Annotated in this window: 23 protein-coding genes; 8 read left to right on the top strand and 15 right to left on the bottom strand. The window is 74.2% G+C overall.

Annotated elements, in window-relative coordinates; translation table 11 throughout:
- Positions 1-15: 15 nt before the first annotated feature.
- The gene (locus J2S44_RS32090) at positions 16-513 is read left to right on the top strand and encodes a SigE family RNA polymerase sigma factor (RefSeq protein ID WP_310421474.1); all 498 of its coding nucleotides are present in this window, start codon (positions 16-18) and stop codon (positions 511-513) included.
- Positions 497-1,606 (top strand): hypothetical protein, encoded by a 1,110-nt coding sequence (locus J2S44_RS32085; RefSeq protein ID WP_310421472.1) that lies wholly within the window; start codon positions 497-499, stop codon positions 1,604-1,606. The genes J2S44_RS32090 and J2S44_RS32085 overlap by 17 nt, the downstream gene beginning before the upstream one ends.
- Positions 1,607-1,670: 64 nt before the next feature.
- Here J2S44_RS32085 and J2S44_RS32080 read toward each other — a convergent pair whose 3' ends face one another.
- Positions 1,671-2,579, bottom strand: coding sequence for a LysR family transcriptional regulator (locus tag J2S44_RS32080; protein ID WP_310421470.1), 909 nt, complete (start codon positions 2,577-2,579; stop codon positions 1,671-1,673).
- A 127-nt stretch (positions 2,580-2,706) separates the two neighbouring features.
- Here J2S44_RS32080 and J2S44_RS32075 point away from each other — a divergent pair, with 127 nt between their 5' ends.
- Positions 2,707-3,198, top strand: a complete 492-nt coding sequence (locus tag J2S44_RS32075) for an anthrone oxygenase family protein (RefSeq protein ID WP_310421468.1) — start codon at positions 2,707-2,709, stop codon at positions 3,196-3,198.
- 101 nt (positions 3,199-3,299) lie between these two features.
- Positions 3,300-3,800, top strand: a complete 501-nt coding sequence (locus J2S44_RS32070; protein ID WP_310421466.1) for a PepSY domain-containing protein — start codon at positions 3,300-3,302, stop codon at positions 3,798-3,800.
- A gap of 148 nt (positions 3,801-3,948) precedes the next feature.
- On the opposite strand, the gene J2S44_RS32065 is transcribed toward J2S44_RS32070, so the two are convergent.
- Both J2S44_RS32065 and J2S44_RS32060 read right to left on the bottom strand, forming a co-directional pair.
- Positions 3,949-5,235: a sensor histidine kinase gene (locus J2S44_RS32065; protein ID WP_310421463.1), complete on the bottom strand. Its 1,287-nt coding sequence runs from the start codon at positions 5,233-5,235 to the stop codon at positions 3,949-3,951.
- Positions 5,232-5,912: a response regulator transcription factor gene (locus tag J2S44_RS32060; RefSeq protein WP_310421461.1), complete on the bottom strand. Its 681-nt coding sequence runs from the start codon at positions 5,910-5,912 to the stop codon at positions 5,232-5,234. Before J2S44_RS32060 ends, J2S44_RS32065 begins: the two co-directional genes overlap by 4 nt.
- A gap of 102 nt (positions 5,913-6,014) precedes the next feature.
- Between J2S44_RS32060 and J2S44_RS32055 the strand changes: the two genes are divergently transcribed.
- Positions 6,015-6,566 (top strand): septum formation initiator, encoded by a 552-nt coding sequence (locus J2S44_RS32055; RefSeq protein WP_310421459.1) that lies wholly within the window; start codon positions 6,015-6,017, stop codon positions 6,564-6,566.
- Positions 6,567-6,924: 358 nt separating this feature from the next.
- Here the strand turns inward: J2S44_RS32055 and J2S44_RS32050 are convergent, their stop codons facing one another.
- Entirely contained in the window at positions 6,925-7,335 is a 411-nt protein-coding gene (locus J2S44_RS32050; protein ID WP_310421457.1) for a hypothetical protein, read from the bottom strand.
- A gap of 265 nt (positions 7,336-7,600) precedes the next feature.
- On the opposite strand from J2S44_RS32050, the gene J2S44_RS32045 reads away from it, so the two are divergent.
- On the top strand, positions 7,601-7,795 hold the full coding sequence (locus J2S44_RS32045) for a hypothetical protein (protein WP_310421455.1): 195 nt from the start codon (positions 7,601-7,603) through the stop codon (positions 7,793-7,795).
- Positions 7,796-7,874: 79 nt separating this feature from the next.
- Positions 7,875-9,800, top strand: coding sequence for a GDSL-type esterase/lipase family protein (locus tag J2S44_RS32040; RefSeq protein ID WP_310421454.1), 1,926 nt, complete (start codon positions 7,875-7,877; stop codon positions 9,798-9,800).
- Positions 9,801-9,860: 60 nt separating this feature from the next.
- On the opposite strand, the gene J2S44_RS32035 is transcribed toward J2S44_RS32040, so the two are convergent.
- The 3 genes from J2S44_RS32035 to J2S44_RS32025 are packed head-to-tail and all read right to left on the bottom strand — an operon-like array spanning position 9,861 to position 11,033.
- Positions 9,861-10,433: a Clp protease N-terminal domain-containing protein gene (locus tag J2S44_RS32035; RefSeq protein WP_310421452.1), complete on the bottom strand. Its 573-nt coding sequence runs from the start codon at positions 10,431-10,433 to the stop codon at positions 9,861-9,863.
- On the bottom strand, positions 10,426-10,656 hold the full coding sequence (locus J2S44_RS32030) for a helix-turn-helix domain-containing protein (RefSeq protein WP_307246082.1): 231 nt from the start codon (positions 10,654-10,656) through the stop codon (positions 10,426-10,428). The genes J2S44_RS32035 and J2S44_RS32030 overlap by 8 nt, the downstream gene beginning before the upstream one ends.
- Positions 10,657-10,688: 32 nt before the next feature.
- Positions 10,689-11,033 (bottom strand): response regulator transcription factor, encoded by a 345-nt coding sequence (locus tag J2S44_RS32025; RefSeq protein WP_310421450.1) that lies wholly within the window; start codon positions 11,031-11,033, stop codon positions 10,689-10,691.
- A gap of 58 nt (positions 11,034-11,091) precedes the next feature.
- Here J2S44_RS32025 and J2S44_RS32020 point away from each other — a divergent pair, with 58 nt between their 5' ends.
- Positions 11,092-11,523 (top strand): zinc-binding dehydrogenase, encoded by a 432-nt coding sequence (locus J2S44_RS32020; RefSeq protein WP_310421448.1) that lies wholly within the window; start codon positions 11,092-11,094, stop codon positions 11,521-11,523.
- A gap of 74 nt (positions 11,524-11,597) precedes the next feature.
- On the opposite strand, the gene der is transcribed toward J2S44_RS32020, so the two are convergent.
- The 8 genes from der to xerD form a co-directional block, all read right to left on the bottom strand.
- On the bottom strand, positions 11,598-12,974 hold the full coding sequence (gene der / locus J2S44_RS32015) for a ribosome biogenesis GTPase Der (RefSeq protein WP_310421446.1): 1,377 nt from the start codon (positions 12,972-12,974) through the stop codon (positions 11,598-11,600).
- 20 nt (positions 12,975-12,994) lie between these two features.
- Positions 12,995-13,666, bottom strand: coding sequence for a (d)CMP kinase (gene cmk / locus J2S44_RS32010; protein WP_310421444.1), 672 nt, complete (start codon positions 13,664-13,666; stop codon positions 12,995-12,997).
- 72 nt (positions 13,667-13,738) lie between these two features.
- Positions 13,739-14,494: a pseudouridine synthase gene (locus tag J2S44_RS32005; RefSeq protein ID WP_310421442.1), complete on the bottom strand. Its 756-nt coding sequence runs from the start codon at positions 14,492-14,494 to the stop codon at positions 13,739-13,741.
- Complete coding sequence (gene scpB / locus J2S44_RS32000) at positions 14,466-15,551, bottom strand: SMC-Scp complex subunit ScpB (protein WP_310421440.1); 1,086 nt, start codon at positions 15,549-15,551, stop codon at positions 14,466-14,468. The genes J2S44_RS32005 and scpB overlap by 29 nt, the downstream gene beginning before the upstream one ends.
- Complete coding sequence (locus J2S44_RS31995) at positions 15,548-16,462, bottom strand: segregation and condensation protein A (RefSeq protein ID WP_310421438.1); 915 nt, start codon at positions 16,460-16,462, stop codon at positions 15,548-15,550. The genes scpB and J2S44_RS31995 overlap by 4 nt, the downstream gene beginning before the upstream one ends.
- Before the next feature lie 79 nt (positions 16,463-16,541).
- The gene (locus tag J2S44_RS31990) at positions 16,542-17,249 is read right to left on the bottom strand and encodes a M50 family metallopeptidase (RefSeq protein WP_310421436.1); all 708 of its coding nucleotides are present in this window, start codon (positions 17,247-17,249) and stop codon (positions 16,542-16,544) included.
- A 3-nt stretch (positions 17,250-17,252) separates the two neighbouring features.
- Entirely contained in the window at positions 17,253-18,185 is a 933-nt protein-coding gene (locus tag J2S44_RS31985) for a ParA family protein (RefSeq protein ID WP_310430028.1), read from the bottom strand.
- A gap of 172 nt (positions 18,186-18,357) precedes the next feature.
- Positions 18,358-19,290, bottom strand: coding sequence for a site-specific tyrosine recombinase XerD (xerD, locus tag J2S44_RS31980; protein WP_310421434.1), 933 nt, complete (start codon positions 19,288-19,290; stop codon positions 18,358-18,360).
- Positions 19,291-19,302 lie beyond the last annotated feature (12 nt).

Here is a 19,302-nt window from a genome sequence, read left to right as displayed (position 1 = left end):
CGCGTTTCATGGGGCGTGACGTTCGATGAGTACGTGCTGGCGCGGGGCCCGGCCCTGGTGCGGTTCGCGCGGCTGCTGACGGGCGACGAGCACCGGGCCGAGGACCTGGTGCAGGACGTGCTCGCCACCGCCTACGTGCGATGGCGGCGGGTGGGCGCGGTGGACCGGCCGGACCTCTACGTCCGGCGGATGCTGGTCAACGCGCACCACTCGTGGCGGCGCCGGCTGATGAACCGTGAGGTCAGCGTGGACACGGTGCGGGAGACCCCGAGCGTGCGGGACGCCGCGGCCGAGACCGACGAACGGGACGCGATGTGGCGGCTGGTCACCCGGCTGTCACCACGGCAGCGGACCGTGATCGTGCTGCGGTACTACGAGGACTACGACGACGCGACCATCGCGGAACTGTTGCAGTGCAGTCAGGGCACCGTCCGCACCCAGGCGAAACGCGCCCTGGACAGGTTGCAGACCCTGACCGGCCGAGGGGAGACCGCCGATGTCCGCCGATCGTGAGACGCTGCTGTCCGAGAGCCTCCGGGCCCGCGCGGACGCCGGACGGCCGATCGAGGCCGGGCTGTTGCTGAGCGCCGCGCTGGTACGCGGCCGGCGGAGGCGGACCCGGCGGCAGATCCTCGGCGCGACGCTCGCGGCGGCGGCCGTGGTCACGGTCGGCGCGGCCGCGGCCACGGTGCTGCCGCGCCGGCCCACCGCGGTCCCGGCCGTCTCGTCCGTGCCGCCGTCGCCGGCGCCCTACGTCCGGCCGCAACCGGTGAACCAGAACCTCGCGCTGATGCCGGACGCCGGGCAGCCCGGTGCGATCACCCGCCCCGACCTGGTCGGCACCGACCCCGGCGTCGTGCACTTCTCGGTGGACGCACTGGCCGGTGCCGCGTTCGAAACCACGCTGAGCTCCGGTCCCGGCGTGGAGAGTGCGGTGGTGGCCGCGCTGCCGGAGTTCCGCCTCGCCGTGACACTCGCCCGGGACGAGGCGGACCTGCCGCCGGAGACCGCGTCGTTCGGGCGGCCCGATCCGGGCGGCGAGACACCGCCGGGCGTCGACGCCGGCGTGGGCGGCCGGCCCGCGGTCGTGCGGGCGTTCCCCGGCCTGTTCTGGATCACCTGGCAGCCGGTGGACGGGCTGTGGGCGCGGGCGACGGTGCAGGCCGGCACGCAGGACGAGGCCGTCGCGCACGTCCTGCGGGTGCGGTTCGACCGGTCCCGTCTCGTCCGGCTGCCGTTCCGGGTGACCGGCCTGCCGGCCGGGATGGCCGTGCGGGAACGCGCGGTCACGCTCCGGTCGGACAGCGATGTCGTCCCGTTCATGTACGGCACGATCGGCGTCGGCGACGGCCGGCGGCGGCTGCTGTTCGAGGGCCACGGCACGACCACCGCGGACGACCGGCCGCACACGCACACGGCCGGGCCGTACCGGGTGTCCGCGCAGTCGGACGGCGATCGCTGGAGCGTCGACATGACGCACCGCAACGTACGCATCCTGGCGAACACCGAGTCCGACGGCGTGTCCGGCACCCAGGCGGAGGCGCTGGAGGTGATCGCCGGTCTCGAGTTCGCGGACCGGCTGGACGACACGTCCGGCTGGTTCTGACGGGGGCGCGCCCGCCGTCCCGCCAACGGGTGGCGGGACGGCGGGCGCGGCGGCGGGCCGGATCTCAGGTCTTCAGCAGACTCCAGGCGGCCGCGCGGATGGCCGCGATCGCCGGGGCGGACGAGTTCTCCGCGAGCCAGGCCAGCGCCGAGGTGGACGGTGGCAGGCCGGTGACGTCCACATAGGTCACACCGGGCCGGGCGAACATGGTGCGCGCCGCCGCCGGCAGGAACGCGATGCCGCGCCCCTCCGCGACCGCCCGCAACAGCGTCTCCAGGTCGCCGACGACCGGGCCGTAGGTGACCGGCGCCCCGTCCGGCCGCGGGTCGGCGGCCCAGAACGACCACCAGTCCCGCGGTACGCCGGCCGGCACGTCCAGGACCGGGTGCCGGGCCAGCCGGGCCAGCGGCACCGGGCGGCCCGCGCGGGCGAGCGGATCGTTCGCGGACAGGCAGGCGACGCGCGGCTCGGTGGCCAGCTGCAGCGACTCGATGCCCGGCGGCAGCGGCGGCCGGAGAAACGCGACGTCCACCTTGCCACTGGTCAGCGCGCGGATCTGGTCGACGAACCCGATGCTGCGCACGCTCACCCGGATCGGCGGTTCACCGGTCTGCACCCGGCGCAGGATCGCGGCGGTGTGCGGCATCGCGGCCTCGGTGTCGACCGCGCCGACGATCAGCTCGCGGTCCAGGTCGGCGCTGCGGGCCGCGGCCGCCTCGAGCAGCCGGTCGACGGCCGCCACGGTCTCCTCGATCGCCGGCAGCAGCGCGCGCCCGGCCGTGGTCAGCTCCGCGGTCCGGCTGGTGCGCTCGACCAGCCGCACGCCGAGCCGGTCCTCCAGCGCGCGGATCTGCATGCTGAGCGCGGACTGGCTGATCCGCAGCGCCTCGGCCGCGCGTCCGAAGTGGAGGTGGGCGGCGAGGCCGAGGAGCAGCCGCAACTGGTGGATGCTCGGCTCACGGCGGTCGCCCATCCGCCGATTCTGCTACCGCCGTCCTGACGGAGACAAGCATGTCGATCGATTCGGATGGACGTTCGGCCGGTAAACACACACCTTCGCGGGTACGCCGGGCGTGACTCGGCCGCGTACCGTCCCTGCCATGGATCTACTCGCCGACGCGACGCTGGTGCTGGCCGGTACGCTGACCGCGCTCATCGCCGGCCTGTTCTTCTCGTTCTCGTTCGTCACCAACCGGGGCCTCGGCCGGCTCGGCGACACCGGCTACCTGCGCGCCATGCAGTCGATCAACGTGGCGATCGTGAACCCGGTGTTCCTGGTCGCCTTCCTCGGACCGCTGGTGCTGCTGCCGCTGGCGCTGATCCTCCGCCTGCAGGACGGCTGGTCGGCCGTGGGCGGCCTGCTGCTCGCCGCCTCCGTGCTCTACATCGTGGGCGGCTTCGGCGTCACGGTCGGCGCGAACATCCCGCTGAACAACCGGCTGGACGCGGTCGACCTGGTCTCCGCGACCGACGCGGAGGCCAGCTCGGTGCGCCGCTGGTTCGAGGAGCCGTGGGCCCGGTGGCACGCGCTGCGCACCGTCGCGACCACGCTGTCGGTCGCGCTGATGCTGATCGCCGCGCTGATGTCTTAACCTCGCCTTACCCGTCGCACAGCGCGCCGCTATCCCGTCACGGGCGAACCTCTGGTGGTCGTCGACACCACGACGACCGATCAACCCACGGAGGTACGACCATGAAGCGCACGACGATGCTGGCCGCGGTGGCCGGGGCCGCGCTGGTGCTGGGCTTCGGCGGCACCGCGGTGGCCGCCGGCCTGAGCGACGACTCCGGCAGCGCCACCAGCGGCCTGGGCGCGGCAGCCACGCCGTCCGCGCCCCCGACCACCGGCGGCCCGGTCACGCCCCGGTCCACTCCCTCGTCCGCCACGCCGTCCTCGTCCGCCTCGTCCGCGTCCGCCTCGTCGGCGCCGGCGCCGGTCGCCGGTGGGCCGGTGAGCCGGGAGCGGGCGGTGGCGATCGCGCGGGCCTACCTGGGCTTCGGGACCGTGCGCGAGGTGGAGAGCGACGACGTCCACGACGTCCCCACCTGGAAGGTGGAGTTCACCACGGGCGACGGCCGCCGCGAGATCGACGTCGAGAAGGCCACCGGCCGAGTGATCAACGACGAGCTCGACGACCGCGGCGGCCGCGACAGCGACGACGACCACGGCGGACGCCACGGCGACGACGACTGACGACCCGCGACGGGACCGGCCCACGCCGTCCCCCGCCGGTGTCGGCCGGCCAGGCCCAGCCGGCCACCGGCCACCGGCGCCACCGCAGGCCGGACCGGTCCCACCGGTGCCGTGGCGAGCGCCACCGGGCCGGCCGGCACAGCCGGGCTCAGGCGCGCGGCGGGCCGAGGTGCAGCGTGATCGCGGCGCCGCCGTGGTCGGGCGCGGCCAGGTCCAGCCGGCCACCGGCCGCCTGTGCCGCGCGGCGGGCGATGTCCAGGCCGAGGCCGGTCGAACCGCCGCCGCTCGCGCCGCGGCGGACCGGTCCGGCCGGGATGCCCGGGCCCCGGTCCGCCACGGTGAGCGTCGCGCCGCCGGCCGGCGCGCGGCGCAGCCGTACCGTGAACGGGGTGCCGTCCGGCGTGTGGGCGAAGACGTTGCCGAGCAGCGCGTCGGCCGCGGCCGCCAGATCGTCCGCGGTCAGCGCGACCGGCAGCGGGCCGGGCGCGATCTCGGTGGTCACGCCCCGGCCGGTGTCCTCCGCCAGGACGCTCCAGAACTCGACGCGGTCCGCGACCACGGCCGCGGCGTCGCACTCCCCCGCGGTCACCGCGCCGGCCGAGGTCGCGGCGCGCGCGGCCCGGATCACGGCGGTGACCGCGCTCTCCACGCCGTCCGCCGCGGCCTGGATCCGCGCGGCCTCGTCGCGGTCCCGCATCGACTCGGCCTCCAGCCGCAGCGCGGTCAGCGGCGTCCGCAGCCGGTGGGACAGGTCGGCCACGTGTTCCCGTTCCGCCCGCAGCAGCTCCTGGATGCGGCCGGCCAGGTGGTTCAGCGCGCCGGCGACCTCGCGCACCTCGGGCGGCCCGGCCGGCTGGGCGCGCGCGGTCAGCTCCGCGCCGGCCAGCCGGTGCGAGACCTCGGAGAGCGCCACGATCGGCCGGACCAGCGCGCGGGCCAGCCGGTCCGCGACGGCCAGCCCGAGCAGCGCCAGCACCGCCGCGAGCACGGCCAGCAGCAGCCAGGACCGCAGCACGCCCCGGTGCAGTTCGGCGGCCGGGACGAGCGTGCGGATCACGGCCGTACCCTCGGCTCGGCCCTGGACCGCGATGACGATCTCCCGGCCGCCGTCCGCGGTCCGGGCCGTGAGGCTGCGGCCGGTCGCGCCGAGCCGGGTCGCGGGCGTGGGCGCCACCGGGTCGCCCAGCACCGTGCCGTCCGCGAGGAACACGGTCACCGGCCGGCCGGCGGCGAGCGCGAGCCGGTCCACGGTCAGGCGCACGGTGGGCGCGTCGGCGGCGCCGACCACGGACACGATGGCCTGCGCGTCCGCGGTCGCGGTGACGGTGGCCCGGTCCGCCGCGACGTCGCGCAGCAGCATCGCCAACGGCACCAGGAACGCGATCATGGTGAGGCCGGTGGTCGCGGCGACCAGCAGCGCCAGCCGGCCCCTCACGGTGCGCTCAGCCGCACGCCGACGCCGCGGACCGTGTGCAGGTAGCGGGGCGCGGCCGCGTTCTCGCCGAGCTTGCGGCGCAGCCAGGAGATGTGCACGTCGACGGTCTTGTCCGCGCCGCCGTACGGGATCCGCCACACCTCGGTGAGCAGGTCCCGCTTGGTGACCACCTCACCGGCCCGCCCGGCCAGATGGTGCAGCAGGTCGAACTCGCGCGGCGTCAGCTCGACCGGCGCACCCGCGAGCGTGACCACCCGCGCGCGTGGGTCGATGCGCAGCTCGCCGACCGTGATCGTGGCGTCGGCGTCGCCGGCCGGTGCGCCGCGCCGCAGCACCGCGCGCACCCGCGCGTCCAACTGCGCCGCGCTGAACGGCTTGACCAGGTAGTCGTCCGCGCCCGCGTCGAGCACCCGGACGATCTCGGTCTCGTCGTCGCGCGCGGTGGCCACGATCACCGGGACCGCGCTGACCGCGCGCACCATGCGCAGCGTCTCGCGGCCGTCCAGATCGGGCAGTCCCAGGTCGAGCACGACGAGGTCGGGCCGTTCGTCGAGCGCGAGGCGGACGCCGTCCAACGCGGTGCCGGCCGCCGCGACCGCGTGCCCGCGCTCGGTGAGCGCGCGGACCAACGGCAGGCGGATCGTCAGATCGTCCTCGATCAGGAGCAGTCGGGCCACGCCTGGCAGGTTAGCCGCTGCGCGCGCCGGTCCCGGCCGTCTTAACCGTCCCTTATCCCCGGCCTGTCCGTCCGTTAGCGGGGTGTGCGGCATAGTCGGGACATGAGTCGCCGTACCGTGCTCGCCGTGGCCGGGTGGCTGGCCGCCGCGGTCGTCGCCACGCTCATCGGCCTGGCGGCCGTCCGCCTGATCGGCGAGAGCATCACCGGTACGCCCGGCGGCGTGCTCTCCGAGCGGGAGGTGCTGGCCGCGCTGGACTCGCTGTCCCCGCCCGCGTCGCCGTCCGCCGCGCACCCGTCACCGGCCGCGCCGTCGCTGTCGACGCCCGCGTCACCGGCGCCGTCCGCGTCACCGGCGCCGTCCGCGTCACCGGCGCCGGACGCGTCACCGGCGCCGGACGCGTCACCGGCGCCGGACCGGCGGAGGTCCTTCGCGGTGTCCGGTGGCACGGCCGTGGCCGGCTGCGCCCCGGACGGCCGCGCGGAACTGATCACCTGGTCGGCGGCGCCGGGCTGGTCCATCGCGCGGGTGGAGCGCGGCCCGGCCCGCGAGGCACGGGTCGAGTTCGAGAACGCGGAGTCCGAGTCCGAGCTGCGGATCCGCTGCTCCGCCGGCCTACCTGTGCAGCACGACTCCGGCGCCGCCGACGACTGACGCCGCGCGAGCCCGCCCCCTCGTCCGCGGGCCGGACGGCGGTAGCGCGCCCATCCACGAACCGGTGCGGCGGTGACGCATCCCGTCCACGAACCGGTGCGCCCGTCCGCGAACCGGTGCGCCCGTCCGCGAACCGGTGCGCCCGTCCGCGAACCGGCGCGGCCATCCACGAACCGGTGCGGCCATCCACGAACCGGTGCGCCCGTCCACGAACCGGTGCGGCCATCCGCGAACCGGTGCGACGCCTAGCGCGCTCGTCCGCGAGCCAGGGCGCGGTAGGGCGCCCGCTTCGCGGTCCGGGCGGCGGTGACGCACGCGGGTCCCGCGCCGTCGCGCGGCGGCCGGGGACGGTGGTGCGTCACGGCGTGTCGTCGTCCGGCGGGGTGCTCGGGGCCGGGAAGATCGGCGGCAGGATGATCGACCAGGAGGGCCGCGGCGAGCCGGTGGCCGGTGGGCGGCTGGGGCTCGGTGTGCCGGTCGGCGCGGCGGGCGTGGCCGGCGGGCGGCTGGGGCTCGGCGCGGCGCTGGTGGGTGCCGGGGTCGTGGTGGGCGCCCAGGTGCCGGGCACGCCGGCCGCGGGCGCGGTGGCGTCGGCGGTGGCCGGTGCGGTGCTGGCCGACGGGCTCGGTGACCCGGGTGTGCTGGTCGTGGGCGGCGACGGTGTGGTGCCGGACGCCGGCTCCGGGACCAGGCTGCCGCCGATCCAGACCGCGGGGCCGACGCCGAACGCGACGATCACCCCGAACAGATGCCACGGCCGTACCGCCACGAGAGCCTCCCCGGTCGCCTCCTCAGTCCTTCCCCGCGACGTCCACCCTAGACCGATACGCCGGGATCGGCACGCCACAAACGCCACGATCCACCACATCAGCGACGAGAGCGGCGGCGGCGTGAACCCGCCGAAGGCGGCTCTGACCAGGGACGACGCGGAGTCTGACCGGCACGGCCGCTTTTTTCCGCCGGATCGCCGCGCGGCCAGTCCGTACCCTCGAAATTTCCTGATTTTTGGGATTTTGGAGGGTTAGGCTGCCGCGGTGCGCGTGTTGATCACGCCGCCGGACCGGGACGGGCGGCGATGGCGGATCCAGATCGAGGAGCGGCGGATCCGGGTGTTCGAGCTGCTCGGCGTCAGCGTGTCGGCGCACGGGCGCACGCTGCGCGGCATTCCGGAACTGGGTGCCTGGCTGGTCGCGCGCGAGCTGGCCGCGGACGACCTGATCGAGGCGTGAGGCCGCCGCTCGGCGCAGCGCGGCCACCGTCCACCGCCGCGCCCCTATGAACCGGTTCAACCGTGCCCAGAATCGACGCATGTCGATTCTCAAGCGCCTCGCGATCCTGGTGCTCGCGGTCCTGCTCCTGCCCGCGGCGCCGGCCGTCGCGCACGGTCCCGCCCCGGGCTCGCTCGCGGACCCGAACCTGCACTTCGCCGGCCGGTGGGACACCGGCGACCCGGGCACGTACGTCGGCAACTGGGGCGCGCCCTACGTCACCGCCACGTTCACCGGCAGCACGCTGACCGCGCGGGTCCGCGACACGGTCAGCCTCTACGTCAGCATCGACGGCGGCGCGGACACGCTGCACGAGAACGTGCGCGGTGCGGTCGACCTCACGCCCGCGCGGCTGCGGCCCGGCGTGCACACGGTGCGGCTCTCCTACCGCACCGGTGACGTCCCGAGCTGCGCCACCTGGCCGGCGCCGTGCGCGACGTTCCAGGGATTCGTGCTGGGCCGCGGCGAGCGCACGCTGCCGCGACGGAACCCGCGCACGCTCGTCGAGTTCGTCGGCGACTCGATCACGGTGGGCGCGCTGTCCAGCAGGAACTCGCTCACCAGCTATGCCTGGCAGACCGGTGAGCGGCTCGGCGCCGACCGTACCAACATCGCCCGCTCCGGCGCGTGCCTGGTCGACATCCCGGGCACCTGCTTCGGCATCGGGGCCAACTACCGGAAACAGGCCATCGCCGGCACGGTGGACTGGGACTTCTCCCGGTACCGCGCGGACGCGGTGGTGATCAATCTCGGCACGAACGACGCCGGCCGGGGCGTCTCCGGGGCGGACTTCCAGGCGGCCTACGAACGGCTGCTGCGTGAGGTGCGCGCGGCCCACCCGTCGGCGCACGTCTTCGCGCTCGAGACACTTCGCCGGCGGTACGTGGCGGAGACCCAGGCCGCGGTGCGGGCGGTCGCCGACCCGCGGGTGCACTGGGTGAGCACCGAGGGGTGGCTGGCCGAGGCGGACTACGTGGACGGCGGGCACCCGACGGACGCCGGGCACGCGAAGATCGCGGAGCGGCTGGCACCGGTCGTCGCGGGACACCTCGGGCTGCGGCTGGCGGGTGCGCCGACCGACCCGAACCTGACGTTCACCGGCCGCTGGGACACGTCCGATCCGGCGACGTACCGGGCGAACTGGGCCGGGTCCTACCTGACCACGCGCTACTCCGGCGCTACGGCGGCGCTGCTGCTGCGCGGCACGATCGACGTGTGGGTGAGCGTCGACGGCGGTCCGGACCAGCTGCTGGCCGGGGTGAGCGGACGGGTCGGGCTGCCCTCGCCGCCGTCCGCCCGGCCCTGGCACACGCTGCGGGTGGCCTATCGCAACGTGGACGGGTCCTACCGTGGCGACGCGGCGTTCCAGGGGCTCGCCCTCGAGCCGGGCGCGCGCACGGCGCCGTGGACGTCGCGGCGGCTGATCGAGTTCGTCGGCGACTCGATCACGCGCGGCAGCACGTCCAGCATGACCACGCTGACCAGCTACGGCTGGCTGGCCGGCGAGCGGCTGGGCGCCCGCCACACGCACATCGCGTACGGTGGCGGCTGCCTGATCTCGGCGGCCGACGGGTGCGCGGGCATGCGGGAGCGCTACTTCCGCTCCGGCTTCGCGGCCGATTCGCCGCCCTGGGACTTCTCCCGCTACCACGCCGACGCCGTGGTGATCAACCTGGGCACGAACGACCTGAGCCACCGGGTGCCGGCCGCCGATTTCCAGGCCGGCTACGTGCGGTTCCTGCGCGACGTGCGGGCCGTCCACCCCAGGGCGAAGATCCTGGTCCTCGGTACGTTCGCGGGCCGCTACCTGCCGGAGACGGAAGCCGCGGTCGCACTGGTGAACGACCCGCGCACGAGCTTCGTCGACACCACGGGCTGGCTGCCGCCCGAGGGGCTGACCGACCGCGTCCACCCGAACGACCTGGGCCACCGCCTGATCGCCGACCGCCTGACGCCGCTGCTCTGAGATCCGGGGCGGCGGCCCCGCGGACCGGGACCGGCGGGGGTGCCGCCGGCCCCGGCCCGGTCAGGCCGCCTCGGGAAGCGCGGCCAGCACGTCCTGACGCAGCACCTGGAGGTCGAGGCCCGCGTCGACCAGCACGCGCGGGCCCAGCCCCTGCTCCTCGCGCAGCAGGCCGAGCAGGATGTGTTCCGGCCGCAGCTGCCGGGAGCGCAGCGCGAGCGCCTCGCGCAACGCCAGCTCCAACGTCTTCTTCGCGGGTGGGCTGAACGGGATGTGCCCGCCCTTCGGCAGCTGCCACCATTTGCGGCCCGGCTCCGGTCGCGGGTCCACCGGCTGCACGCCGAACGTCTCGTCCATCCGGGCCAGCACCGCGTCCAGGTCGATGCCGATCGCACGCAGCGCGACCGCGTCCTCCGGCCCGAGCGTGGACCGGTTGCGCAGCGCCTGGATGCGCGCCCGCACGGTGTCGCGGTCGAGACCGGCGCCGCGCAGCACGTATCCGGCCTCGCCCGCGTCCGCGCCGAGCAGCGCGAGGAGCACGTGCTCGGTGCCGATCCTCGGGTGCCCCAGCTCGCGCGCCTCGACCTGGGCCTGGATGACCACGGCCCGCGCCTCGGCGGTGAATCGCTCAAACATCCCCGTTCCCCCTCGCTCGTCCGGCGTGCTTCTTGTGCACGGCCTGCCGGGAGACCTCCAGCGCGTCGGCGATCTCCTGCCAGGACCAGCCCTGGCGTCGTGCGTTGGCCACCTGGAGCGCCTCCAGGCGCTCGGCCAGTTTCCGCAGCGCCACCGTGGCCCGCAGCCCGACCTTCACGTCGGGCCCGGCCGCCGCGGTGGCGAGATCCGTTCCCTCACTCATGCTGTCAACCGTAGTTGACAGCATCGCGTTCGTCAACCTTGGTTGACACGCACGAGCGCGGCGGCCTCGCCGCGCGAGCTCACGCCCAGCTTCTCCAGGAGGTTGCGGACGTGGAACTTGACCGTGTGCTCACTCAGCCGCAGCTCCGCCGCGATCGCCCGGTTGCGCAGCCCGCGCGCGATCCCGTCCAGCACCTCCAGCTCCCGCGCGTTGAGCCGGGCCCGCCGCACCGCGCCGGACGCCGCGGCCGGCCACGTCGCGGCGACCGCCTCGGCGCCACCGGCGGCCAGCGGCAGCGTCGCGGTGACCGTGGTCCCCCACCCCGGCACCACGTCGGTCTCCCAGCGGCCACCGGCCGCGGCGACCCGTCGCGTCACGTCGTCCGCGGCACCCGGACCGGCGTACCCGTCCGGGCCCGGGCAGTCGTCGCGAACCGTGATCCGCAGCGCCGCGCCGTCGACCCGCCAGGAGGCCCGCACCCGGGTGGTGGCCGGCCGGTCGACCGGCGTGGTCCCGGTCGGTTACGGCGCCGGCTGGCCGGACCGGGTCCGCGCGGTCGCGCCGCGGGGCGTGGACGCGGTGCTGGACGCCTCCGGCCACGGCATGCTGCCCGGCTCGATCGCGCTGCGCGGCACCACGGACCGGATCGTCACGATCGCCGACCCGGACGCGTTCGCACTCGGCATCCCGTTCTCCACCGGCGGCGAGCAGACACCGGAGTTCCTGGCGGAGACCGCACGATGGGTCACCGACCGCGGCGTCCGGATCGCGCACCGGCGCGGCTACCCGCTCGCCGAGGCCGCCGCCGCGCACGCGGAGAGCGAGCGCGGTCACCCGCACGGCAAGCTGACCCTCGACCTGCGTTGATCGGGCCACCCGCGACGAACGGACGAAAGGCCACGCCGGGAACGGCGTGGCCTTTCGGTCGTCGGTGGGACGGGTCAGCCGTGCGCCTTGCCGCGCCCGCCCGGGCCGAGCTGCTTGCGGGGCTTGACCGCGATCTCGATCGGCGACCCCTCGAACCCGAACTCCTCGCGCAGCTTCCGCTCCACGAATCGCTGGTAGCCGGCGTCCAGCGGCCCGGTCGTGAACAGCACGAACCGCGGCGGCGCGACGCCCGGCTGGGTGGCGAACAGGATGCGCGGCGCGCGACCGCCGCGGACCGGGTGCGGCGTGGCCTGGGTGAGCGCGGTCAGCCACTGGTTGAGGTGCCCGGTCGGCACGCGCAGCTCCCAGCTGGCCAGCGCCTTGCGGATCGCCGGTGCCAGCTTGTCGACCGCACGCCCGGACTTCGCGGAGACGTTGACCCGGACGGCCCAGGGGATGCGGCGCAGCTCGCGCTCGATCTCCTTGTCCAGGTAGTGGCGGCGGTCGTCGTCGACCAGGTCCCACTTGTTGAACGCGATGACCACCGCGCGCCCGGACTCGACGACCATGCTCAGGATGCGCTGGTCCTGCTCGCTGATCACCTCGGACGCGTCGAGCAGCACGACCGCGACCTCGGCGGCCTCGAGCGCCGCGTTGGTGCGCAGCGACGCGTAGTACTCCGTGCCGCTGGCCTGGCCGACGCGCTTGCGCAGCCCGGCGGTGTCGACGAACTGCCAGACCTCGCCGCCCAGCTCGACCAGGCTGTCCACCGGGTCGACCGTGGTGCCGGCGACCGAGTCGACGACCGCGCGCTCCTCCTTGGCCAGCCGGTTGAGCAGGCTGGACTTGCCGACGTTCGGCCGGCCGACCAGCGCGACGCGACGCGGGCCACGCTCGGTCTCCTCGACCAGGCGCGGCGCGTCGGGCATCGCGTCGAGCAGCGCGTCCAGCAGTTCGCCGGAGCCCCGGCCGTGCAGCGCGGAGACGGGGTACGGCTGGCCGAGCCCGAGCGACCACAGGCTGGTCGCCTCGACCTCGAGGTTCTGGTTGTCGACCTTGTTCGCCACCAGGATGACCGGCTTGTGGCTGCGGCGCAGCATCTTGACCGCGGCCTCGTCCACGTTCGTGCTGCCGACGACCGCGTCGACCACGAACAGCACCACGTCGGCGGTGGCGATCGCGGCCTCGGCCTGGGCGGCGATGGCGGCGGCGCGGTCCTTCGCGTCCGGCTCCCAGCCGCCGGTGTCGACCACGGTGAACTGGCGGCCGAGCCACTCCGCGTCGTACGGCACCCGGTCGCGGGTCACGCCCGGGGTGTCCTGCACGACCGCCTGACGGCGGCCGATGATCCGGTTGACCAGCGTCGACTTGCCCACGTTCGGGCGACCGACCACGGCCACGACCGGATTGACCACGGCCACCGCGGCGGGGGCATCCACTATTTCCGACATTTCCGAAACCTCAACTGACGTCATGCGGTCACCCGCGTATCAAGTAGCTCGCGAAGACGCGCCACGGCCTCGTCGATGCCCATCGCGGTGGTGTCCAGCACGACCGCGTCCTCCGCCTGGGTGAGCGGATCCACCGCACGACTGGAGTCGATCTTGTCGCGCCGCGCCAGGTCGGCCTGGGTGGCCGCGACGTCCGCCGCGTTCTCCAGACTGCGCCGCTGCGCACGCGCCTCCGCGGACGCGGTCAGGTACACCTTCAGCGACGCGTCCGGCGCCACCACCGTACCGATGTCCCGGCCCTCGACCACGATCCGGCCGGCGTCCGCGATGATCGCCCGCTGCTGGGCGACCAGCTGCTGTCGGACCGCCGCGACCGACGCGACCGCGGAAACGGCAGCGGTCACCTCGGCGCCACGGATCGGGCCGTCGACGGCGACGCCGTCCACCCGGACGAACGGCGCGGACGGGTCGGTACCGACCTCAAGGTTGACGGCAGCGGCCACCGACGCGACCGCGGCGGCGTCCGGAACCGCGACGCCGGACCGCAGAACGGCCCAGGTCACCGCCCGGTACATCGCTCCCGTGTCCAGGTAGCGCGCGCCGAGCGCCGTCGCCAGCCGCCGCGACACGGTGGACTTCCCGGACCCGGACGGCCCGTCGACGGCCACCACACATCGCCCGTTTTCTTCCACCGTTCCTCCACTCGCCATGCCCCGGACAACTCTCCAATCATGCCCGGTGACCCGGCCCACGGAGGAGCCGGGTCAGTCCTCCACGGCCGCGAACAGCGCCGCGATCTCGCCGTTGTTCAGCCGGCGGGTGCGGCCGGAGCGCAGGTCACCCAGCTTGATCGGGCCGATCGAGGTGCGGATCAGCCGGGACACCGGGTGCCCGACCTCGTCCATCAGCCGTCGCACGATGTGCTTGCGGCCCTCGTGCAGCGTGATCTCGATCTGCGCGGTCTTGCCCAGCGTGTCGACCAGCTTGAACGCGTCCGCCTTCGCCGGGCCGTCCTCCAGCTCGACACCGGCGAGCAGCCGCCGGCCGACCGCGCGCGGCAGCGGGCCGGCGACCTCGCACAGGTAGGTCTTGGCCACGCCGTACGACGGGTGGGTCAGCTTGTGCGCGAGCGTGCCGTCGTTGGTGAGCAGCAGCAGGCCCTCGGAGTCCTGGTCGAGCCGCCCCACGTGGTAGACGCGCTGCTCGACCCGGCCGAGGAAGTCGGAGATCGCGGAGCGCCCCTTCTCGTCGGCCATGGTCGACACCACGCCCTGCGGCTTGTTCATCGCCAGGTACACCAGCGTCTGGTCGGCGGCGAGCCGCTCGCCGTTGACCATGATCACGGAGGTCGCCGGGTTCGCCCGGTCACCGAGCCGGGCGAGCCGCCCGTCCACGGTGACCTTGCCCCGCGCGATCAACGTCTCGCAGGCGCGGCGCGACCCGACACCGGCCACGGCCATGACCTTCTGCAGCCGTTCGGCACCGTCGTTCTCAGGCATCGGTAACGATCTCTTCCACATTGTCCGGCAGGAACGGCGCGAGCGGGGGAAGCTGCGCGACCGAGTCGATGCCGAGTTTCTCGAGAAACAGGGTGGTGGTCTTGTAGAGGTAGGCGCCGGACACGTCCGCGCCGCACTCCTCCACGAGCCCCCGGGTGACAAGCGTACGCATCACGCCGTCACAGTTCACACCGCGGATGGCGGAGACCTGTGACCTGCTGCACGGCTGCTTGTAGGCGACGACCGCGAGCGTCTCCAGCGCGGCCTGCGTCAACCGCGCGGTCTGCCCGTCCAGCACGAACCGTTCGACGTACGCCGCGTACTCCGGACGGGTGTACAGGCGCCAGCCACCGGCCACCCGGCGCAGGTCGAAGCCGTGCCCCCGATCGGTGTACTCGCCGGACAGCAGGTACAGCATCTGCGTCACCCGCTCGGTGGGCTGCTCCAGCACCTGGGACAGCATCACCTCGGCAACCGGCTCGTCCACGACCAGCAGGATCGCCTCCAGCGCGCCCCGCAGCTCCGCGTCGTCGATCAGCGACACCGGATCCGGTTCCGGCTCCGCCGGCTTGGGCTTCGCCCGGCGCCGCTTCGGCGCGGCCGGCGGCGGTGTCGTCCCGTCAGCCGCTTCCGTCCCGCTCGCCCCCGGCTTTCCTTTCTGCGCGGGTACGGCAGGCGCGCCGGACGGCTCGACCGTGACACTCCCGGGCGGCGCGACCTCGGGTTCGACGGCGCCGGCGGGCGCGGTGTCCGTCCCCGCCCCGGCCGCCGTCCGCCCGGCCGCCGGCTCCGCATCGGCCCGCGGCTCGCTCTCCGGCCCGGCCACGGTCCCCGGCCCGGCCACGGTCTCCGGTTCGACCACGGTCTCCGGCGCGAGATCGAGCTCCGGCGCGACCTCGGTCTCGTCCTCATGCCCGGCTCGCGCCTCTGGCTCAGGCCCCGCCTCGGGCGCGGATTCGGCTCGGGACCCGTCCTCCGGCTCCTGCTCGGAGGCCGGCGGCGGCTTCGGGCGGTCCCAGGGCGGCACCCACGCGGCCGCCGCATCCGCCAGCGACCCGCGATCGTCGTCCGTGGTCACGCCTCGCCCTCCGTCTCCCGCGCCTCGTCGCCGGCCGCGGCCGGTGCGTTCGGGTCGTCCTTCGCCGTGTCGACTTCCTTGGTGCCCTCGTAGTCGTCGACCTCCAGGTCGACGTCGGAGTCGCCGCCGGTCCACTTCACGGTCAGCACGCCCAGCGACTCCGGCTGCGCGAACTCGACCAGGCCCTCCCGGTAGAGCTCCAGCAGCGCCAGGAACCGGGCCACCATCTCCAGGGTGTTCTCGCAGTCCGCGCAGAGCACGTCGAACGTGGCGATCCCGACCCGGCGCAGCATGTTCTGCACCATGTCCGCGTGCTCGCGCACGCTGACCCGCACCTGGTGGATGTGGTGGACCGCCACGGTCGGCGGCACCTTCGGCGTGAACGCCTTGATCGCTATCTTGAGCAGCCGCTCCGGCCCGAACCCGAAGATCAGGTCGGGCAGCGCCTCGGCGTAGCGCGGTTCCAGGCTGACCGCGCGCGGGTAGCGGCGGGCGCCGTCGCGCTCCAGGTCCGCGATGACCGCGGACGCCTCCTTGTACGCCTTGTACTGCAGCAGCCGGGCGAAGAGCAGGTCGCGGGCCTCGAGGAGCGCGAGGTCCTCCTCGTTCTCCACCTCGGCCGCGGGCAGCAGCCGGGCCGCCTTCAGGTCCAGCAGCGTGGCCGCGATGATCAGGAACTCGCTGGTCTCGTCCAGGTCCCAGTCGTCGCCCATCGCCCGGATGTACGCGATGAACTCGTCGGTGACCGTGTGCAGCGCGATCTCGGTGACGTCCAGCTTGTGCTTGCCGATCAGCTGGAGCAGCAGGTCGAACGGCCCCTCGAAGTTGTGCAGCCGGACCCGGAAGCCACCGCTCGGCGTACCGTCGTCGGCGGTGTCCCGGTGGTCCTCCCGGACCGGCGCGTCTGCCACCGGCTGACCGTAGCCGACGCTGTCATCCCCGACGGGCTCCGAACCCTGGCCGGTGACGTGATCGACGCTCACCGGGCGCTCACCAGGCCCAGACGCCCAGCAGCGGCGCACCCACCACGTCCAGCACCACGAAGACCAGCGGCGTGCTGAACGGCAGGAACATCAGTGCCAGCAGGATCGCGACGCCGAGGTTGTTCTCGACCAGCCACGTCCGCGCGGTCTGCGCCGCCGAGCCGGGCTGGCGCAGGCTGCTCCAGAGCAGGCCCCACCCGTCCAGCGGCGGCAGCGGGATCAGGTCGAACAGCGCGAAGCAGAACAGCCCGACGCCGATCGCGGCGAGGAACTCGATCAGCATGGTGAAGCCGCCGGCCGCGGTGTCGCCGGTCGCGAGCAGCGCCACGCCGCCGCGCACGTCGACCGGGCTGGGCTCGTACAGCGTCACCCGGTCGGAGCCGAGCGCCACGATCAGCAGGAACACCTGGGAGAGCAGGAGGACCGACAGCGGGCCGGAGCCGTAGACCAGCGCGCGCCGGCCGCGGCCCCGGTGCGCGGAGACCTCGTCGACGTCCAGCCCCTTGCCCCAGCCGGGCCCGCCGATCAGCGCGGCGACCACGCCGAACACGTCGAAGTCCCGGCGCGGGTGGAAGCGGATCGGCACCGGCCGGCGCGGCGCCAGCCCGACCGCGCGCATGGTGAGCCGCATGACCGTCGCCCGCACCGCGACCGCGATCAGGAACGAGACGACGAACCCGGCGAACGAGATGGGCTGGCCGAGCGAGAAGAGCACGCGTTACCCGCGCTCGGCCTGCGCCGCGATGACCTCTCGGGCCAGCTGGCGGTAGTTGCGGGCGCCGGAGGACGCCGGGTCGAGCGAGGTGATCGGCGCGCCGGCCACGGTCGACTCCGGGAACTTCACGGTCTTGGTGATCACGGTCTGGTAGACCTTGTCGCCGAACGCCTCCACGACGCGCTGCAGCACCTGGCGGCAGTGCGTGGTGCGGGAGTCGTACATGGTGGCGAGGATGCCTTCCAGCTCCAGGTCGAAGTTGAGCCGCTCGCGGACCTTGTCGATCGTGTCGAGCAGCAACGCCACACCGCGGAGGCTGAAGAACTCGCACTCCAGCGGGATCAGGACACCGTGCGCGACGGTGAGGGCGTTTATCGCGAGCAGGCCGAGCGAGGGCTGGCAGTCGATCAGGATGTAGTCGTACTCCTTGCGGACCGTGCGCAGCACCCGGGCCAGCGCCATCTCCCGCGCGACCTCGTTGACCAGCTGGATCTCGGCCGCGGACAGGTCGATGTTGGCCGGCAGCAGGTGCAGGCCCGCCACGTCGGTCTTGATCACGACGTCCTCGGCCGTGACGTCGCTCTCCATCAGGAGGTTGTAGACCGTGAGGTCGAGATTGTGCGGGTTGACCCCGAGGCCGACGGAGAGCGCGCCCTGCGGGTCGAAGTCGACGACCAGGACCTTCCGCCCGTACTCCGCGAGCGCGGCGCCCAGGTTGATGGTGGTCGTGGTCTTGCCCACGCCGCCCTTCTGGTTCGCCATCGCGATGATCCGCGCGGGGCCGTGCCGGTCGGTGGGCATCGGTTCCGGGATCGGCTTGCGCATCGTGTAGGCCGCGGGATCGGCGGGCCCCAGCTCGGCGCCGATGTCCAGGGAACTCTGCTGCTCTCGGAGGACCGAGGTCCACGCCTCGGCACGGTCACCACTGCCCGCCATGTCCTCTGCGCCCCCTCCCACGACTGCCCGACGCTACACCCTGGTGAGCGTCTCAGCCGACCGGCGCACTCCATGAGATCCACGCCGATTCCCGACTCTACGACACGACCCGCCCACACACCGCCCACCCTTCCCGGCGTGTCGCGCTCGGCAACGGTGTATACAGTCCGGTTCAGGCGAGCGCGCGAGGGTGCGCGGTGGCGTAGATCTCGCGCAGCCGGTCCACGGTGACCAGGGTGTATATCTGCGTGGTGGTGACCGAGGCGTGGCCGAGGAGCTCCTGGACCACCCGGACGTCGGCACCACCGTCGAGCAGGTGGGTGGCGAACGAGTGGCGCAGCGTGTGCGGGGAGACCGCGCGCGGGCCGTCCACCGGCAGGCCGGCCGCCTCGGCCGCGCGGTGCAGGATGGTCCAGGCGCTCTGCCGGGACAGCGGCCCGCCGCGCGCGTTGCAGAACACCGCCGGCGTGCCACGACCGGCCTGGACCAGCGTCGGGCGGCCCTGCACCAGGTAGGCGGCGAGCGCCTCCCGCGCGTAGCCGCCGATCGGGACGAGCCGGGACCGGCCGCCCTTACCGCGCAGCAGCACCGTGGCGTCGTCCAGGTCGACGTCGTCGACGGCGGCGCCGACCGCCTCGGAGATGCGCGCGCCGGTGCCGTAGAGGAACTCCAGCAGCGCCCGGTCGCGCAGCCCGCGCGGCGTGTCCGTGACCGGGACCGCGAGGAGCCGCTCGACCTCGTCCACCTCCAGCGCCTTGGGCAGCCGGCGCGGCGGGACCGGCGGCTTGACCTCGCGGGACGGGTCGTCGGCCGCGATCCCCTCGCGGACCGCGAACCGGTGCAGGCCGCGCACCGCGGACATGGCGCGCGCGGCGGACGACGCGGACAGCGGCGGGTGCTCGTCGTCGCCGGTCCGCAGCGCGCTCAGGTGCCGGGTCAGATCGCCCGCGGTGACGGCGCCGAGCGTGTCGATCTCCGCGCCGGCCAGGAACTCCAGATAACGATCGAGATCCCGCCGGTACGACACCAGCGTGTTCGCCGAGAGCGCGCGCTCGACCGTCAGGTGGTCGAGGTAGCCGCGCACGGCCCGGTCGGTCGCCAACACGCCGCTGACCAT

This window comes from Catenuloplanes niger (assembly GCF_031458255.1).
In the GTDB taxonomy this organism is placed as follows: domain Bacteria; phylum Actinomycetota; class Actinomycetes; order Mycobacteriales; family Micromonosporaceae; genus Catenuloplanes; species Catenuloplanes niger.
This window is presented reverse-complemented; position numbering and strand designations above follow the sequence as displayed.

Coding starts and splice junctions, on each gene's coding strand:
- J2S44_RS31985 (WP_310430028.1), bottom strand. CDS start 18,185: ATGGCGGGCAGTGGTGACCGTGCCGAGGCGTGGACCTCGGTCCTCCGA.
- J2S44_RS32030 (WP_307246082.1), bottom strand. CDS start 10,656: ATGAGTGAGGGAACGGATCTCGCCACCGCGGCGGCCGGGCCCGACGTG.
- J2S44_RS32070 (WP_310421466.1), top strand. CDS start 3,300: ATGAAGCGCACGACGATGCTGGCCGCGGTGGCCGGGGCCGCGCTGGTG.
- J2S44_RS32085 (WP_310421472.1), top strand. CDS start 497: ATGTCCGCCGATCGTGAGACGCTGCTGTCCGAGAGCCTCCGGGCCCGC.
- J2S44_RS32075 (WP_310421468.1), top strand. CDS start 2,707: ATGGATCTACTCGCCGACGCGACGCTGGTGCTGGCCGGTACGCTGACC.
- der (WP_310421446.1), bottom strand. CDS start 12,974: ATGTCGGAAATAGTGGATGCCCCCGCCGCGGTGGCCGTGGTCAATCCG.
- J2S44_RS32035 (WP_310421452.1), bottom strand. CDS start 10,433: ATGTTTGAGCGATTCACCGCCGAGGCGCGGGCCGTGGTCATCCAGGCC.
- J2S44_RS32005 (WP_310421442.1), bottom strand. CDS start 14,494: ATGTGGAAGAGATCGTTACCGATGCCTGAGAACGACGGTGCCGAACGG.
- J2S44_RS32040 (WP_310421454.1), top strand. CDS start 7,875: ATGTCGATTCTCAAGCGCCTCGCGATCCTGGTGCTCGCGGTCCTGCTC.
- J2S44_RS32055 (WP_310421459.1), top strand. CDS start 6,015: ATGAGTCGCCGTACCGTGCTCGCCGTGGCCGGGTGGCTGGCCGCCGCG.
- J2S44_RS32080 (WP_310421470.1), bottom strand. CDS start 2,579: ATGGGCGACCGCCGTGAGCCGAGCATCCACCAGTTGCGGCTGCTCCTC.